At 70.1% G+C, this 14,134-nt stretch carries 11 protein-coding genes; 9 read left to right on the top strand and 2 right to left on the bottom strand.

Features of this window, described 5'->3' with window-relative positions; all coding sequences use genetic code 11:
- Positions 1–239 precede the first annotated feature (239 nt).
- The 6 genes from BDK63_RS00170 (at position 240) to BDK63_RS00145 (ending at position 9,363) form a co-directional block, all read left to right on the top strand.
- Positions 240–1,658, top strand: coding sequence for a cytochrome ubiquinol oxidase subunit I (locus BDK63_RS00170; RefSeq protein WP_183329293.1), 1,419 nt, complete (start codon positions 240–242; stop codon positions 1,656–1,658).
- 3 nt (positions 1,659–1,661) lie between these two features.
- Positions 1,662–2,663: a cytochrome d ubiquinol oxidase subunit II gene (cydB, locus tag BDK63_RS00165; protein WP_183329292.1), complete on the top strand. Its 1,002-nt coding sequence runs from the start codon at positions 1,662–1,664 to the stop codon at positions 2,661–2,663.
- A gap of 4 nt (positions 2,664–2,667) precedes the next feature.
- Positions 2,668–4,350, top strand: coding sequence for a thiol reductant ABC exporter subunit CydD (cydD, locus tag BDK63_RS00160; RefSeq protein WP_183329291.1), 1,683 nt, complete (start codon positions 2,668–2,670; stop codon positions 4,348–4,350).
- Positions 4,343–6,085, top strand: a complete 1,743-nt coding sequence (gene cydC, locus BDK63_RS00155) for a thiol reductant ABC exporter subunit CydC (RefSeq protein ID WP_183329290.1) — start codon at positions 4,343–4,345, stop codon at positions 6,083–6,085. The genes cydD and cydC overlap by 8 nt, the downstream gene beginning before the upstream one ends.
- Before the next feature lie 114 nt (positions 6,086–6,199).
- Positions 6,200–8,137, top strand: a complete 1,938-nt coding sequence (locus BDK63_RS00150) for a DUF4139 domain-containing protein (protein WP_183329289.1) — start codon at positions 6,200–6,202, stop codon at positions 8,135–8,137.
- Between the two features lie 230 nt (positions 8,138–8,367).
- Entirely contained in the window at positions 8,368–9,363 is a 996-nt protein-coding gene (locus BDK63_RS00145) for an adenosine deaminase (RefSeq protein ID WP_183329288.1), read from the top strand.
- A gap of 108 nt (positions 9,364–9,471) precedes the next feature.
- Here the strand turns inward: BDK63_RS00145 and BDK63_RS00140 are convergent, their stop codons facing one another.
- Positions 9,472–10,425, bottom strand: coding sequence for a cytochrome-c peroxidase (locus tag BDK63_RS00140; RefSeq protein WP_221202441.1), 954 nt, complete (start codon positions 10,423–10,425; stop codon positions 9,472–9,474).
- 272 nt (positions 10,426–10,697) lie between these two features.
- Here BDK63_RS00140 and msrP point away from each other — a divergent pair, with 272 nt between their 5' ends.
- The 3 genes from msrP to BDK63_RS00125 are packed head-to-tail and all read left to right on the top strand — an operon-like array spanning position 10,698 to position 12,676.
- Positions 10,698–11,663, top strand: coding sequence for a protein-methionine-sulfoxide reductase catalytic subunit MsrP (gene msrP / locus BDK63_RS00135; protein WP_183329286.1), 966 nt, complete (start codon positions 10,698–10,700; stop codon positions 11,661–11,663).
- A gap of 16 nt (positions 11,664–11,679) precedes the next feature.
- Positions 11,680–12,288 carry a protein-methionine-sulfoxide reductase heme-binding subunit MsrQ gene (locus tag BDK63_RS00130; RefSeq protein WP_183329285.1) on the top strand — a complete coding sequence of 203 codons (609 nt, stop codon included), beginning with the start codon at positions 11,680–11,682 and terminating at the stop codon, positions 12,286–12,288.
- Positions 12,289–12,325: 37 nt separating this feature from the next.
- Entirely contained in the window at positions 12,326–12,676 is a 351-nt protein-coding gene (locus BDK63_RS00125; RefSeq protein WP_183329284.1) for a c-type cytochrome, read from the top strand.
- 79 nt (positions 12,677–12,755) lie between these two features.
- Here the strand turns inward: BDK63_RS00125 and BDK63_RS00120 are convergent, their stop codons facing one another.
- A complete protein-coding gene (locus BDK63_RS00120) occupies positions 12,756–14,126 on the bottom strand; it encodes an NCS2 family permease (RefSeq protein ID WP_183329283.1) in 1,371 nt (456 codons plus the stop codon).
- Between the last annotated feature and the right edge of the window lie 8 nt (positions 14,127–14,134).

The following is a 14,134-nucleotide window of genomic DNA, read 5'->3' as shown; positions in this document are numbered from 1 at the left end:
TCCTTAATAGTAGGATAACGACAATGGCGGAATAAGCTTAGATTGTCAGGTTATTTTTGGTGGCGATTTCCGGCGCTGCCCGGTTTCCTGGCTGCTAGGCTGACCCTGTCACTGGTGTCCAGGTGGAATGCGTCACGGCGAGCCTGTCAGGGGCCTGCCGAAGGCACAACACGCACCGGAGCGTGCATCCGCATCCCTTGCGACGACCCCGCGTCCATCGCCGTCATGAGGCTTGCGTCATGGAACTGGATCCCCTGCTGCTGTCGCGATTGCAATTCGCCTTCGTGGTCTCCTTTCACGCCATCTTCCCGGTCTTCACCATCGGGCTGGCGTCCTACATCGCCGTGCTCCACGGCCTCTTCTACCGAACGGAAAATCCCGCCTGGGATCGCCTCGCGGCGTTCTGGACCAAGGTCTTCGCCGTGGTGTTCGGCATGGGCGTGGTGTCGGGCATCGTGATGTCGTTCCAGTTCGGCACCAACTGGAGCAACTTCGCCCAGGCCTCGGCCAACTTCCTCGGTCCTATGCTCAGCTACGAGGTGGTCACGGCCTTCTTCCTCGAGGCGGCCTTCCTGGGGGTGCTGCTCTTCGGGCGCGGCAAGGTGCCCCAGGGCGTCCACCTGTTCGCCGCCATCATGGTGGCCATCGGCACCTTCATCTCCTCGTTCTGGATCCTCTCGGCCAACAGCTGGATGCAGACCCCCGCCGGCGTGGAACTGCGCGACGGCGCCTTCCACGTGGTGGCCTGGAGCGAGGCGATCTTCAACCCCTCCTTCTGGTACCGCTTTGCCCACATGGTGATGGCCTCCTTCATCACCGGGGGCTTCGTGGTGGCCGGCGTCAGCGCCTGGTACCTGCTGATTCGCCGCGATGTGGAGGCCAACCGCCGTGCGCTCTCCATGTGCCTGTGGCTGCTGCTGGTGCTGACCCCGACCCAGGCGGTGATCGGCGACTTCCATGGCCTGAACACCCTCGAGCATCAGCCCACCAAGGTGGCCGCCATGGAGGGCAACTGGGAGACCCGGGGCAACGTGCCGCTGCTGCTGTTTGCGCTGCCCGACCAGGAGGCCCAGGCCAACCGCTTCGAGGTCGGCATTCCCAGCCTGGCCAGCCTGATCCTCACGCATGATCCGGCCGGTGAGGTGCCCGGCATCAGCGCTGTGCCGCCCGAGGAGCAGCCGCCGGTGTGGATCGTCTTCTGGTCCTTCCGGGTCATGGTCGGCATCGGGCTGCTGATGATCGCGGTGGCCGTGGCCGGGCTGTGGCTGCGCCGCGGCGGCCGGGTCTATGAGCATCGCGGCTTCCTCCAGACCCTGCGGCTGATGAGCGTGACCCCCTTCATCGCGGTGCTGGCCGGCTGGATCGTCACCGAGGTGGGGCGCGCGCCCTGGCTGGTCTACGGCATCATGACCCACGCCGAGGGGCTGACCCCGTCGCTGACCGGCGGCATGGCGCTGTTCACCCTGATCGGCTACGTCGCGGTCTATGCCGTGGTGTTCTGGGCCGGGGTCTACTACCTCACCCGGGTGGTCCGCCAGGGCATGCTGCCCGAGGAGGAGCGCGATACCGTCGACGGCGCGGTGCACCGTCCCAAGCGCCCGCTCTCCGCGGTACATGCCACCTTCGAGAACGATGCGGCCCCGACCTGGAGGAGATGAACCATGGAATTTCTCGATCTTTCAATGATCTGGGCCGTGATCATCGGCTTCGGGGTGATCATGTACGTGATCATGGACGGCTTCGACCTGGGCCTCGGGATCCTCTATCCCTTTGCTCCGGACGAGGCGTCCCGCGACGTGATGATGAACTCCGTGGCCCCGGTCTGGGACGGCAACGAGACCTGGCTGGTGCTGGGCGGTGCGGGCCTGCTCGGCGCCTTCCCGCTGGTCTACTCGGTGTTCCTGCCGGCGCTCTACATCGGGGTCTTCCTGATGCTGGCCGGGCTGATCTTCCGCGGCGTGGCCTTCGAGTTCCGCTTCAAGTCGCGGCGCAATCGCCACTGGTGGAACCGGGCCTTCTGTTGGGGCTCGGCAGTAGCGGCCTTCGCCCAGGGGGCCGTGGTGGGCGCCTACATCCAGGGCTTCGCCGTGGAGGACTTCGTCTACGTGGGGGGCGCCCTGGACTGGCTCACTCCCTTCACCGTGCTGACCGGCCTGGGGCTGATGACGGGCTATGCGCTGCTCGGCGCCACCTGGCTGATCCTCAAGTCCGAGGGGCACGTCCAGGCGTGGGCCTACCGCATCACCCCGGCGCTGCTGGCGGCGGTGCTGGCGGTGTTCGTGGCCATCAGCCTGTGGACACCCTTCGTCAACCCGGCGGTCTGGTCGCGCTGGTTCGACCACATCCAGCTGATCTGGGTGCTGCCGGCCCTGGCACTGGCCTGTGCCGTCTGGCTGTGGCGCGCGGTGCGTCGGCGCAGCGAGGGCCAGCCCTTCATCGCCACCCTGGGCATGTTCATCTTCACCTACCTGGGCCTGGTGGCGAGCAAGTGGCCGGTGATCGTGCCGCCCGACTACACCATCTGGGATGCCGCCTCGGCGCCGGAGTCGCAGCTCTTCCTGCTGATCGGCGTACTGTTCGTGATTCCCATCGTGCTGGCCTACACCGCCTGGACCTACTGGGTCTTCCGCGGCAAGGTCAAGGTGGGCGAGGGCTATCACTGAGCCCATGAGCCCCGCGGAGAAGGGGGGCGCCGGCAGGGCGCCCCGTCGCTGGCTGGCGCACAGGGCCAGGGGGGAGCGCCGCCGCCTGGGGCTGGCGGTGCTGGCAGGCCTCCTCGCCGGCATCGCGACCCTGGGGCAGCTGGCCCTGCTGGCCTGGGCGGTGAGCCGCCTGGTCGTCGATCGGGCGCCCCTCGCGGAGGCCATGCCGGCCCTGGCCGGCATGGCCCTGCTGCTGGTGCTGCGCTCCCTGGCCCAGCACGCCCAGGAGACCCTCGGCCAGGCCGCCAGCCTGCGGATCCGCCGGGCCGTGCGCGGCGAGCTGCTCGACCACCTGGCCCGGCTGGGACCGGTGAGGCTGGCGTCGCGGCACTCCGCCTCGCTGGCCAGCCAGCTGGTGGAGCAGGTCGAGGCCCTGGACGGCTACTTCGCCCGGTTCCGCCCACAGCTCCTGCTGTCCGTTCTCAACCCCTTGGCGGTGCTGCTGCTGGTGCTGTGGCTGGACTGGCTCGCCGCGCTCTTTCTGCTGCTGGCCGCGCCGCTGATCCCGCTGTTCATGGCGCTGGTCGGCATGGGCGCCGAGCGGCTCAATCGCGACCAGTTTGCCGCCGTGGCCCGGCTCTCCGGGCACTTCATCGATCGCGTGCGCGGTATCACCACCCTGCAGCTGTTCGGCCGCACCGCCGCCGCCACCGGCGAGGTGCACGCCGCCGCCGACGACTACCGCCGGCGCAGCATGCGGACCCTGCGGGTGGCCTTCCTCTCCTCGGCGGTGCTCGAGTTCTTCTCCGCCGTGGCCATCGCCGTGGTGGCCATCTACGTGGGCTTCGGCCTGCTCGGCTACATCACCTACGGCCCCTCGCCCGAACTGACGCTGTTCAGCGGGCTGCTGGTGCTGCTGCTGGCACCGGAGTTCTTCCAGCCGCTGCGCACCCTGTCGCAGCACTACCATGACCGGGCCGCCGCCCTGGGCGCCACCGAGGGCCTGCTGGGCCTGCTCGAGGAGACGCCGGATCCGGTGCGGGTCGAGGCGGCACCGGCGGCGGCTCCGGGAGCGCTGGTCGAGCTCGAGGCCGCCTGCGTCAGCCACCCGGGCCGCGGGCGGGTGCTGGGGCCGCTGAGCCTGCGCCTCGTCCCGGGCGAGGTGCTGGTGGTCACGGGGCCCTCCGGTGCCGGCAAGTCGACCCTGCTGCAGCTGCTGGCGGGGTTCGCCGGGCCGGGCGAGGGGGAACGCCGCGTGGCGGACGGGTTGACCCTTGCCTGGATGGACCAGCGCCCCCTGCTGGTGCAGGGCACCCTCGCCGACAACCTGCGCCTGGCCGCGCCCGAGGCATGCCCCGAGCGGATGCGCCGGGCGCTGCTTCGAGCCGGCCTGGGCGAGCTGCTGCTGCAGCTGCCGGACGAGCTCGAGACCCCGCTGGGCGAGCGCGGTGTGGGGCTCTCCGGGGGGCAGGCCCAGCGCCTGGCCCTGGCCCGGGTCTTCCTCTCCCGGGCGCCGCTGGTGCTGCTCGATGAGCCCACCGCGAGTCTGGATGCCGAGAGTGAGGCCCGGGTGGTGGAGGCCCTCGCCGAGCTCGCCCGGGAGGGCCGCACCCTGGTGATCGCCACCCACCATCCGGCGCTGATGGCGCTGGCCACCCGGCACCTGGCGCTGGACGCCGGCCAAACCGGGGAGGGCAATGATGCGTGATCGTCATGGCTCGGCGTCCCTGATCGGCTCCCTGCGTCCCTGGCTACGCCTGCTGGACCGCCGCCGCGGCCGGCTGCTGGCCGGGGCCGCGCTGCTGGGGCTGACCCTGGCCTCGGCGATCGGCCTGCTGGCGCTCTCGGGGTGGTTCATCACCGCCACCGGGCTGACCGGCCTGCTGCTGGCCGCCGGCGTTGCCGCCTCCCTGGACGTCTACGTGCCGGGGGGCGGCATCCGCTTCTTCGCGGTGTCGCGGACCGTGTCTCGCTACCTGGAGCGCCTCTACAACCACGACACCGTGCTGCGCCTGCTGGCGGACCTGCGCGCCCGGCTGTTCGGCGTGCTGGCGGAACTCGACGGTCACGCCCTGTCGCGGCGCCGGGCCAGCGACTGGCTCAACCGGCTGACCGCGGACATCGACACCCTGGACAGCCTCTACCTGCGCCTGCTGGCCCCGGCGGGGGTGGGGCTGCTGGCGATCCTCGCCCTGGCCGGCTTCCTGGCGATTTGGGCCCCGACGGTGGGGCTGGTCAGCGGTGCCTGGCTGCTGGCCGGCTGGTGCTGGCTCACCCTGGGCCAGGCTCGCCTGGGCATGGCGGCCAGCCGACGCCAGGTGGACGACCTGGAGGCGCTGCGGGCGCGGCTGGTCGAGCAGCTGCAGGGCCTGGCCGAGCTGGAGGCCTATGGCAGCCTGGCGGCCCATCGTCGGCAGCTGGAAGAGGTGGAGGCCCGACTCTACCGGGACCAGCGACGCCTCGGTGCCCGGGTGGCCCTGGGCAACGCGCTGGCCGCGCTCTTCGTGGGCCTGGGCGCGCTGCTGGCGCTGTGGCTGGCCGCCCAGGCCTTCGGGGCGGGGCGGCTGTCGGGCCCACTGATGGTGATGATGCCGCTGGCCATGCTGGCCATGAGCGAGGCGCTGGCCTCGCTGCCGGCCGCCTTCACCTGGCTGGGGGCGACCCGCGGGGCGGCGGAGCGGCTCAATGCCCTTGAGGCGCGGGCCCGGACGCCGATGGCCGCGGAGGCGCCCGAGGCGGCGCCTCCGTCCCGCCAGTCGACGGCGCTGTCGGCGTCCCTCTCCTCGGTCAGCCTGCGCTACCCCGGTGCGCTCACCCCGGCACTGGCGGAGGTCTCCTTTACCCTGGCGCCCGGCGAGCGGGTGGCGCTGTGCGGCGCCTCGGGGGCCGGCAAGTCCAGCGTGGCGGCCCTGCTGCTGCGCCAGCTGGTGCCGGAGGGCGGAGAGGTGCTGCTCGATGGGCAGCCCCTGGCGGCCTGGCCCGAGGCGGCCCTGCGCGAGCGGGTGGCGGCGCTGACCCAGCGGATCGACCTCTTCGACGACAGCCTGGCGGCCAACCTGCGCCTGGCCGCGCCCGAGGCCGACGACGAGGCGCTGTGGCAGGCGCTGGCCTGGGTCGAGCTCGAGGCGTGGGCCATGTCGCTCCCGTCGGGCCTCGCCACCCGGGTCGGCGAGGGCGGGCGGCGCCTCTCCGGTGGGCAGGCGCGGCGGCTGGCCCTGGCGCGGCTGTGGCTGCGCGATCCCGGCCTGGTGCTGCTCGACGAGCCCTTCGCCGGCCTGGATGCCGGTACCGTGTCGCGGCTGGCGCCGAGGCTCGACGCCTGGCTGGCCGGGCGCAGCGTGATCTTCCTGGTGCACCAGCTCGACGGCGGCCCCTTCGACCCGCCCGGGGTGCAGCGCCGATTGACGCTGGTGGAGGGGCGCCTCGAGCGCTATACCTGTTAGCCTGATGCGCTGAAGGGTTCCTGGCGTGCGGGTGCTGATGCTCCCTCGCGCCGCGTCGAGACAGGGGAGGTGGCCATGAGCGTGTTCCGCGGGAGAGGACGACGGGAGAGGGGGATGGTGAGGGTCGCGGCGGCACTGCTGCTGGGCGTGACCCTCGGCGCGGTAGGGCCGGCGGTCGCCGAGTCGCGGGTCGAGGCGGTGACGCTCTCTTCGGGCGGTCTGGCGGCCTACCAGCAGGCCGCGCCGCTCTCCGGCAGCGGGGTGGTCTACCTCGAGGTGCCCCTGGAGCAGGTGGACGATATCCTCAAGAGCCTGGTCGTGCGCGACCCGGCGGGACGGCTGGTGGGCATGCGCCTGGACGGCCTCTCGGCCGTGGCGGAGACCTTCCGCCGGCTGCCCTTCGGCCCCGGCGAGATGGGCTCGGTGTCGCGCCTGGCGGCGACCCTTCAGGGCGTGCCGGTGCGTGTCGCCTCGGCCGGGCGCAGCGTCGAGGGATTGCTGCTGGGCGTCGACGAGCTGCCGGCCGGCGACGGCCAGGAGACGCAGCGTACCCTGTCGGTGCTGGATGACGAGGGGGTGGTCATGACCCTGCGCCTCGACACCGACGCGCGCCTCGAGATCCTCGACGCTGGCCTGCGCGAGCGCCTGCGCCAGGCGGCACAGGTCAGCGGCCGCGGCCGTACCGACGAGGTGCGGCGCATCGCTATCGAGCTGGCCGGGGAGGGCGAGCGTGACGTGGGGCTCTACTACGTGGTGGCCGCGCCGGTCTGGAAGACCGCCTACCGGCTGCTGCTGGAAGAGGATGAGGCGCCCGCCCGGCTGCAGGCCTGGGCGGTGATCGAGAACGCCAGCGGCAGCGACTGGGAGCAGGTGGCCGTCACGCTCTCCAGCGGGGCGCCGGTGACCCTCACCCAGCGCCTGCTGGAACGCTACTGGCCGCAGCGCACCGAGGTACCGGTCACCGCCGACAGCATCGCCCCGGTGCGCCCCGACGAGGGCGTCATGGGACGCCAGCGCGCCCTGGCAGAACGGGAGGTGGCGGCCCCCGCGGCGCTGGCGGCCGATGCCGCGGGTGGATTCTCCGGCCCCCTTCGCCAGGCCACGGCGGCCCAGGGCGACACCGCCGCCACCTGGACGTTGCCCGACCCCGTCGACCTCGAGGCCGGTCGCACCCTGTCGGTTCCCTATGTGGATGCCGAACTGCCGGCCGAGCGGCTCTCGCTGTTCCAGCCCGAGCGGGGCGAACGGCACCCGGTGGCCGCGGTGCGGCTGGAGAACGCCACCGACACCTGGCTGCCGCCCGGGCTCGTCACCGTCTATGCGGCGGAGGTGGGCCATGTGGGCGACGTCAGCCTGCCGGGCATTCCCGCCGGGGAGTCGCGGCTGGCGAGCTTCGCGGCGGATCGCCAGGTGCGCATCGACACCGAGTCGACGCCCGAGGAGCAGCTGGAGCGGGTGACCCTGGTCGACGGCACCCTGAGGGCCACCCGGCTGTCGCGGGTGACCACCCGCTACACCCTGCAGAGCGATGCGCGCCGCCCCCGTGAGGTGGTGATCGAGCACCCGGCGCGCGCCGGGTGGCGGTTCGAGGCCGAGTCGCTGGTCGAGTCCACGCCCACCCACCGGCGACTCAGGGTCAGCCTGGGGGCCGGGGAGAGCGCGACGCTGGAGGCGCGCGAGGAGCTGACCCGCAGCCAGACCGTGGCCCTGGCACAGGCCGACACCGAGCTGCTGCTGCAGTGGAGCGATGCCGCCGACCCCCAGGCCGCCGAGGCCATGGCGACCCTGATCGAACGCCGCCGAGGCGTCGCGGAGGTGGAGGCCGAGCTGAACGCGCTGGCGCGGGGCCTCGAGCGGGCGGCCGACCACCAGGCCCGGATCCGCGACAACCTTGCCGCCGTGGGGCTCGACAGCGAGCCCGGACAGCGCTACCTGGCCGACCTGGAAGAGCAGGAAGCGCGCATCTCTCGCCTCGAGGCACAGCGCGAGGAGGCCGAGGCGCGGCTGGCCGATCGGCGCGAGGCCCTGGCGGCCTTCATCCGTGGGCTGTAGGAGCCTGTCGGACTTAACGCTAATCTACTGCGAAATCCGGCTTTTCGGCCAATTTCATTCGATCTGTTTCGTTAAATAGCGCGCTATTCGCCTCAACAGATCGATAAACTTGTCTCGAAACCCGAATCTCTCGCTACGATCGGTCAAGCCCGACAGGCTCCTAGGCGGAGGCTTTGCGCATTCGCCGATTCTCTATCAGGATGAGGTAAACCACCGGAGCGAGATGAACCATGCGTGATTTCCTCAAGCGTCTGCCCAAGGCCGAGTTGCACCTGCATATCGAGGGGTCGCTGGAGCCCGAGCTGATGTTCGCGCTGGCCGAGCGCAACGGGGTCGCGCTGCCCTATGCCTCGGTGGAGGAGGTCCGTGCCGCCTACGATTTCCAGGACCTGCAGTCCTTCCTGAACCTCTATTACCAGGGCATGGGCGTGCTGCGCACCGCCGAGGACTTCCATGACCTGGCCATGGACTACTTCCGTCGCGCCCATGCCGAGGGCGTGGTGCATGTCGAGATGCACTTCGATCCCCAGGCCCACCTGGTGCGCGGCATCGAACTGCCGGTGGTGATGGAGGGGCTCAGCCTGGCGCGGCGCCATGCCGAGCGCGAGCTGGGGCTCTCCACGGCGCTGATCATGGCCTTCCTGCGCGACCGGAATGCCGCCGAGGCGATGGCCGTGCTGGAGCAGGCCGCCCCCTACTGGGAAATGCTCGACGCCGTGGGGCTGGACAGCGCCGAGCGCGGCAATCCCCCCGCGAAGTTCGTCGAGGTGTTCGAGCGTGCCGCGCGACTGGGGATCCCGCGGGTCGCCCACGCCGGAGAGGAGGGGCCGCCCGAGTACATCCGCGAGGCACTGGACCTGCTCGACGTCTGCCGCATCGACCACGGCGTGCGCTGCCTGGAGGACCCCGAGCTGGTGACACGGCTGCGTGACGAGGGCATGGTGCTGACCGTCTGCCCGCTCTCCAACGTGCGTCTCAGGGTGGTGGAGCGCCTCGCGGACCACCCCCTCCCGCAGCTGCTGGAGGCCGGGCTGCGCGTCACCCTCAACTCCGACGACCCGGCCTACTTCGGCGGCGGCCTGCTCACCAACTATCTCGCCTGCCACGAGGCCTTCGGCTGGTCCGAGGAGATCTTCATCCAACTGGCCGGCACGGCCATCGAGTCGGCCTTCGTCAGCGATCGGCGCCGCCTGGCGCTGCGTCGGCAGCTGGCGGACAGCGTCTGACGCCGACAAGGCATTGACTCCGCAACCTAGCTCCTTACCCCAAAGCGCAGAACCCCCGGCCGGGCCGGGGGTTCTCCTTGCGGGTTGCCTTTCCGGCAGGGCCTCGGGTCACGGCAGGGCCGGCACCTCGAAGGCGGGCATCTCGCCGGTCAGGGTGTGCAGGAAGGCGGTGATGTCGGCGACGGTCTGCTCCTCGAAATCGCGACCCAGCATCTCCCTGCCCATGATGGCGACGGATTCCTCGAGGGTCTCGGTGGCGCCGTTGTTCATGTAGGGATAGGTGACGGCCACGTTGCGCAGCGTCGGGGTGCGGAACTTGTACTTGTCCGCCTCGTCCCCGGTGACCTCGAAGCGGCCCACGTCGCTGGAGCCCGGCACCTGGATGCGGTGGAACTGGCTGTCGGTCAGTGCCGGCCCGCGGTGGCAGGCGATGCAGCCGTTGTCCACGAAGGCCACCATGCCGTCCTTCTCCTGATCGTTCAGGGCCTCCATGTCGCCGCGCAGGTAGCGATCGAAGGGCGAGTTGGGAGTGTTCAGGGTGCGCTCGAAGCTGGCGATGGCCTTGGCCAGGTTGTCGGCGCTGATCGGGTCCTCGTCGTTCGGGTAGGCCGCGGCGAACATGTCGTGGTAGAGGTCGAACTCGGTGAGGCGCTCGAGCGCGGTGTCCAGGTCCATGGCCATCTCCACGTCGGCCTCGATCGGGCCCAGCGCCTGGCCCTCCAGGTCCGGCTCGCGGCCGTCCCAGAACTGGGACCCCAGGAAGCCCGAATTCAGCACCGTGGGGGTGTTGCGCTCGCCGATCTGGCCGTCGTGGCCGGTGGCCCGCGGGATGCGGTCCGCCCAGCCCAGCGCCGGGTTGTGGCAGGTGGCGCAGCTGATCACGCCGCTGGAGGAGATGCGCGGCTCGAAGAACAGGAACTTGCCGAGCTCCACCTTCTCCGGGGTCAGGGAGTTGTCGGCGGGGATCGGCGGGAAGTGGGGCAGCGGCTCGAAGCGGTCGCGATAGTCGCCAAGCCCGTCGTCGGCCAGGGCCGGAGCGGCGATGGCGATGGCGGAGCCCATGGCGATGGCCGAGGCCAGCAGGCGTTTGGTGATCATGACAGTTCCCCTTGTGATGATGATCCGGGTCAGTGGCGCGGGGTAACCCGCGCTTAACCTTCTGCCGGCACCTTAGTGCTGCCACTTGACGCCAATCAACCTAGTAAAACCGTCGGATAACAGGGTGTCTTGAGCCACGTCAATTTTTGACACTTGTTGAGAATCGCGGCTGGACGCCCCCGGGCCCATCGGGTGAAGCTGGAGTCACTGCGATCCCTTGGCCAGAGACGATCGACATGTCACGTTACCGCTATCCCCCCATCCCCGAGTCCGAGGTGACGCCCTGGGAACTCTTCGAGCAGCGCCGGCGCTTCCTGAAACGCGGTGCCGCGCTGGCCGTGGCGGCGGCCGCCCCGGGGCTGCTCTTCACGCCTCCTGCCCGGGCCTGGCAGGCGACCCTGGCCAGGCAGCTCGAGGGCGAGCTGCCGAGCCGGTCGCTGGCCGACGGCGAGGCGCTCACCGACGTCAAGGACGCCACCACCTACAACAACTTCTACGAGTTCGGCACCCGCAAGAGCGACCCGGAGGTCTACGCCCACCGCCTGGTCACCGCCCCCTGGTCGGTGGCCATCGAGGGCGAGGTGGAGAAGGCCGGCACCTTCGCCCTGGAGGATGTCCTCGCCGGCCAGGACCTCGAGGAGCGCATCTATCGCCTGCGCTGCGTGGAGGCCTGGTCCATGGTGATTCCCTGGATCGGCTTCCCACTGGCTGAGCTGCTCAAGCGCCATGCGCCTACCTCCCGGGCCAGGTACGTGGTCTTCGAGTCGATCCTCGACCCGGACAACCTGCGCGGTCAGCGCCGCTCGATCATCGAGTGGCCCTACCGCGAGGCGCTGCGCATCGACGAGGCCATGCATCCGCTCACCCTCATGGCGGTGGGCATGTACGGCGAGCGGATGCCCAACCAGAACGGCGCGCCGATCCGCCTGGTGGTGCCCTGGAAGTACGGCTTCAAGAGCATCAAGTCGGTGGTGAAGATACGCCTGGTGGAGGAGCAACCCACCACCTCCTGGATCGACCAGAACCCCGAGGAGTACGGCTTCTACGCCAACGTGAATCCCGAGGTGGACCATCCCCGCTGGTCCCAGGCCCGGGAGCGGCGCATCGGCGAAAACGGGCGGCGCGAGACGCTGATGTTCAACGGTTACGCCGACGAGGTGGCCGAGCTCTATGCCGGCATGGACCTGAACAAGCACTTCTGACCCCAGGGAAACTCCGATGCCGGATGCATCACAGCGAATCCTCGCCTTCCGCCTGCTGGTGCTGCTGGCCGGCAGCCTGCCCGCGGTGTGGCTGGCCTGGCAGTGGTACTTCGGCGACCTGGGGGCGGTACCCGCCGAGGCGGTGGTCCACTTCACCGGCCGCACCGGCCTGATCCTGCTGCTGGTGACGATTGCCTTCAGCCCGGCATTCCGCCTGACCGGCTGGGTCGGGATCATGATCGCGCGGCGCCAGATCGGCCTCTGGGCCTTCTTCTGGCTGGTGGCCCACATGCTGGCCTGGATGGGCCTCGACCAGTTCTGGGACTGGCCCTGGATCCGCCGGGAGATGGTCGACCTGCCCTACATCCGCTACGGGGCGGCGGCGCTGCTGCTGCTGGTGCCGCTGGCGCTCACCTCCTTCCGGCGCATGCAGAAGGCCATGGGCTACACTGCCTGGCACTGGCTGCATCGGCTGGTCTACGTGGCGGCGGCGCTGGGCGTGACCCACCTGTGGATCCTGACCCGGGCCGACTACCGCATGCCGATGCTCTTCGCCGCCGCGCTGGCGGTCCTGACGGTGTTCCGCGTGGGGGATGCCCTGCTGGGAGGAAAGCGAGATGCGTAGGGGGACGGTGAGTAGGGGTACGGTGAGTAGGGGGACGATGAACGGTCTGGCGGCGAGCCTGCTGGCCGCCTTGCTGGCTTCGGGCCCGGCCCAGGCCGATGCGGTCGAGGAGGACGAGGCGATGATCGACCTGGCCTGGGACAGCGGCTGCTTCAACTGCCACGACCTGGACAAGACCCTTCGTGGGCCCGCCTGGCGTGACGTGGCCGAGCGCTACCGGGACGACGACGAGGCGCTCGGGCGCCTGGTGGCCACGGTGCGCGACGGCGGCAGCGGCAACTGGGGCGAAGAGCGCATGACCCCCAACCGGCGCGTCGCCGAGGAGGACATCGAGCGACTGGTGAGCTGGCTGCTCACCCTCGACGCCCGCGACGAAACCGCCGACTAGCAGCGCCGCTCAGTAGCACCCCGCCTCCGCTCCAGCCGGGAGCGGGGGCGAGGGCCGCCGTCCCTGGCGGCCCCGGTGGTCACTGGGTGGTGACCAGCATCACCACGCTAAGCGCGGCCGAGACCCACATGGCCGGGCGGATGTCCTGGAGGCGCCCGGTGCACAGCTTGATCAGCACGAAGCTGAGGAAACCGAAGGCGATCCCCAGGGTGATCGAGTAGGTCAGCGGCATCAGGATGATCGCCAGGAAGGCCGGGAAGGCCTGTTCGAAGCGCGTCCAGTCGATCTTGCCGATGGGGGCCAGCATGAACAGGCCCACCAGCACCAGGGCGGGGGCCGTGGCGATGCCCGGCACCAGCGACAGCAGCGGCGACAGGAACAGGAAGGGCAGGAACAGCAGGGCGATGGTCACCGCCACCAGGCCGGTGCGGCCCCCCTGGGCGACGCCGGCGCCGGACTCGATGAAGGTCTGGGCCGCGCTGGTGCCCAGCGGGGCGGCGATCATCGAGGCGAAGGCATCCACCGTCATGGAGCGCTTGAGGTTGCGCGGGTTGCCGTCCTTGTCCTTGAGGTCCGCCGACTCGGACAGCGCCATGAAGCAGGAGAGGGCGTCGAAGAAGTTGGTGAAGAGCATCACGAAGATGAACGGCAGGTAGGCCACCTTCAGCGCGCCCCAGATGTCCACCTGCATCACCGCGCCGAAGTCGGGCCAGGCGGCCAGGCCGCTCCACTCCACCACCACGTCACCGCCCCACAGGCGCCCCATGGGGGTGGCCAGGAGGGTGGTCAGGGCGATGCCGAGGATCAGGGCGCCGTTGAAGCGCAGGATCACCAGGATCGCGGTGGCCATCATGCCGATGAAGAAGGTGATCAGGCCGGGGTCCATGCTGCCCAGGGTCACCAGGGTGGCGTCACTGCCGACGATGAAGCCGGCATTCTTGAAGCCGATGAAGGTGATGAACAGCCCGATGCCGCAGGTAATCGCATAGCGCAGCGAGGGCGGAATGGCCTCGATGATCGCCTTGCGCACGTTGAACATGGCCAGGGTGGCGAACAGCACGCCCGACCAGAACACGCACCCCAGCGCCACCTCCCAGGAGAGTCCCGCCCCGTGCACCAGGGTGTAGGTGAACAGCGCGTTCATGCCCATGCCGGGGGCGACGAGGATCGGGTTCCGGGCGTAGAGGCCCATCGCCAGGCTGCTCATGAAGCTGATCAGTACGGTGGCGGAGAGTGCCGCCGAGAAGGGAATCCCGGCATCGCTCAGGATCGCCGGGTTGACCACGATGATGTACATCGAGGCCAGGAAGGTGGCGATCCCGGCGAGGAACTCGGTGCGCAGGGACGAGCCGCGCCGCGAGACACCGAAGTAGTGATCCAGCCAGTGGCGATCCGTCGAGGAGGAGCCGCGCACCGGCGCGTCGGCCAGGGAGGAGTCGTGGGTTTTCATGGGCATCC

It is taken from the genome of Halomonas campaniensis, from assembly GCF_014193375.1.
GTDB classification, from domain to species: domain Bacteria; phylum Pseudomonadota; class Gammaproteobacteria; order Pseudomonadales; family Halomonadaceae; genus Halomonas; species Halomonas campaniensis.
This window is presented reverse-complemented; position numbering and strand designations above follow the sequence as displayed.

Excerpts from the sequence above, each read along its gene's own strand:
- BDK63_RS00170 (WP_183329293.1), top strand. The coding sequence starts at position 240 with ATGGAACTGGATCCCCTGCTGCTGTCGCGATTGCAATTCGCCTTCGTG.
- cydB (WP_183329292.1), top strand. The coding sequence starts at position 1,662 with ATGGAATTTCTCGATCTTTCAATGATCTGGGCCGTGATCATCGGCTTC.
- cydD (WP_183329291.1), top strand. The coding sequence starts at position 2,668 with ATGAGCCCCGCGGAGAAGGGGGGCGCCGGCAGGGCGCCCCGTCGCTGG.
- cydC (WP_183329290.1), top strand. The coding sequence starts at position 4,343 with ATGCGTGATCGTCATGGCTCGGCGTCCCTGATCGGCTCCCTGCGTCCC.
- BDK63_RS00150 (WP_183329289.1), top strand. The coding sequence starts at position 6,200 with ATGGTGAGGGTCGCGGCGGCACTGCTGCTGGGCGTGACCCTCGGCGCG.
- BDK63_RS00145 (WP_183329288.1), top strand. The coding sequence starts at position 8,368 with ATGCGTGATTTCCTCAAGCGTCTGCCCAAGGCCGAGTTGCACCTGCAT.
- BDK63_RS00140 (WP_221202441.1), bottom strand. The coding sequence starts at position 10,425 with ATGGGCTCCGCCATCGCCATCGCCGCTCCGGCCCTGGCCGACGACGGG.
- msrP (WP_183329286.1), top strand. The coding sequence starts at position 10,698 with ATGTCACGTTACCGCTATCCCCCCATCCCCGAGTCCGAGGTGACGCCC.
- BDK63_RS00130 (WP_183329285.1), top strand. The coding sequence starts at position 11,680 with ATGCCGGATGCATCACAGCGAATCCTCGCCTTCCGCCTGCTGGTGCTG.
- BDK63_RS00125 (WP_183329284.1), top strand. The coding sequence starts at position 12,326 with ATGAACGGTCTGGCGGCGAGCCTGCTGGCCGCCTTGCTGGCTTCGGGC.
- BDK63_RS00120 (WP_183329283.1), bottom strand. The coding sequence starts at position 14,126 with ATGAAAACCCACGACTCCTCCCTGGCCGACGCGCCGGTGCGCGGCTCC.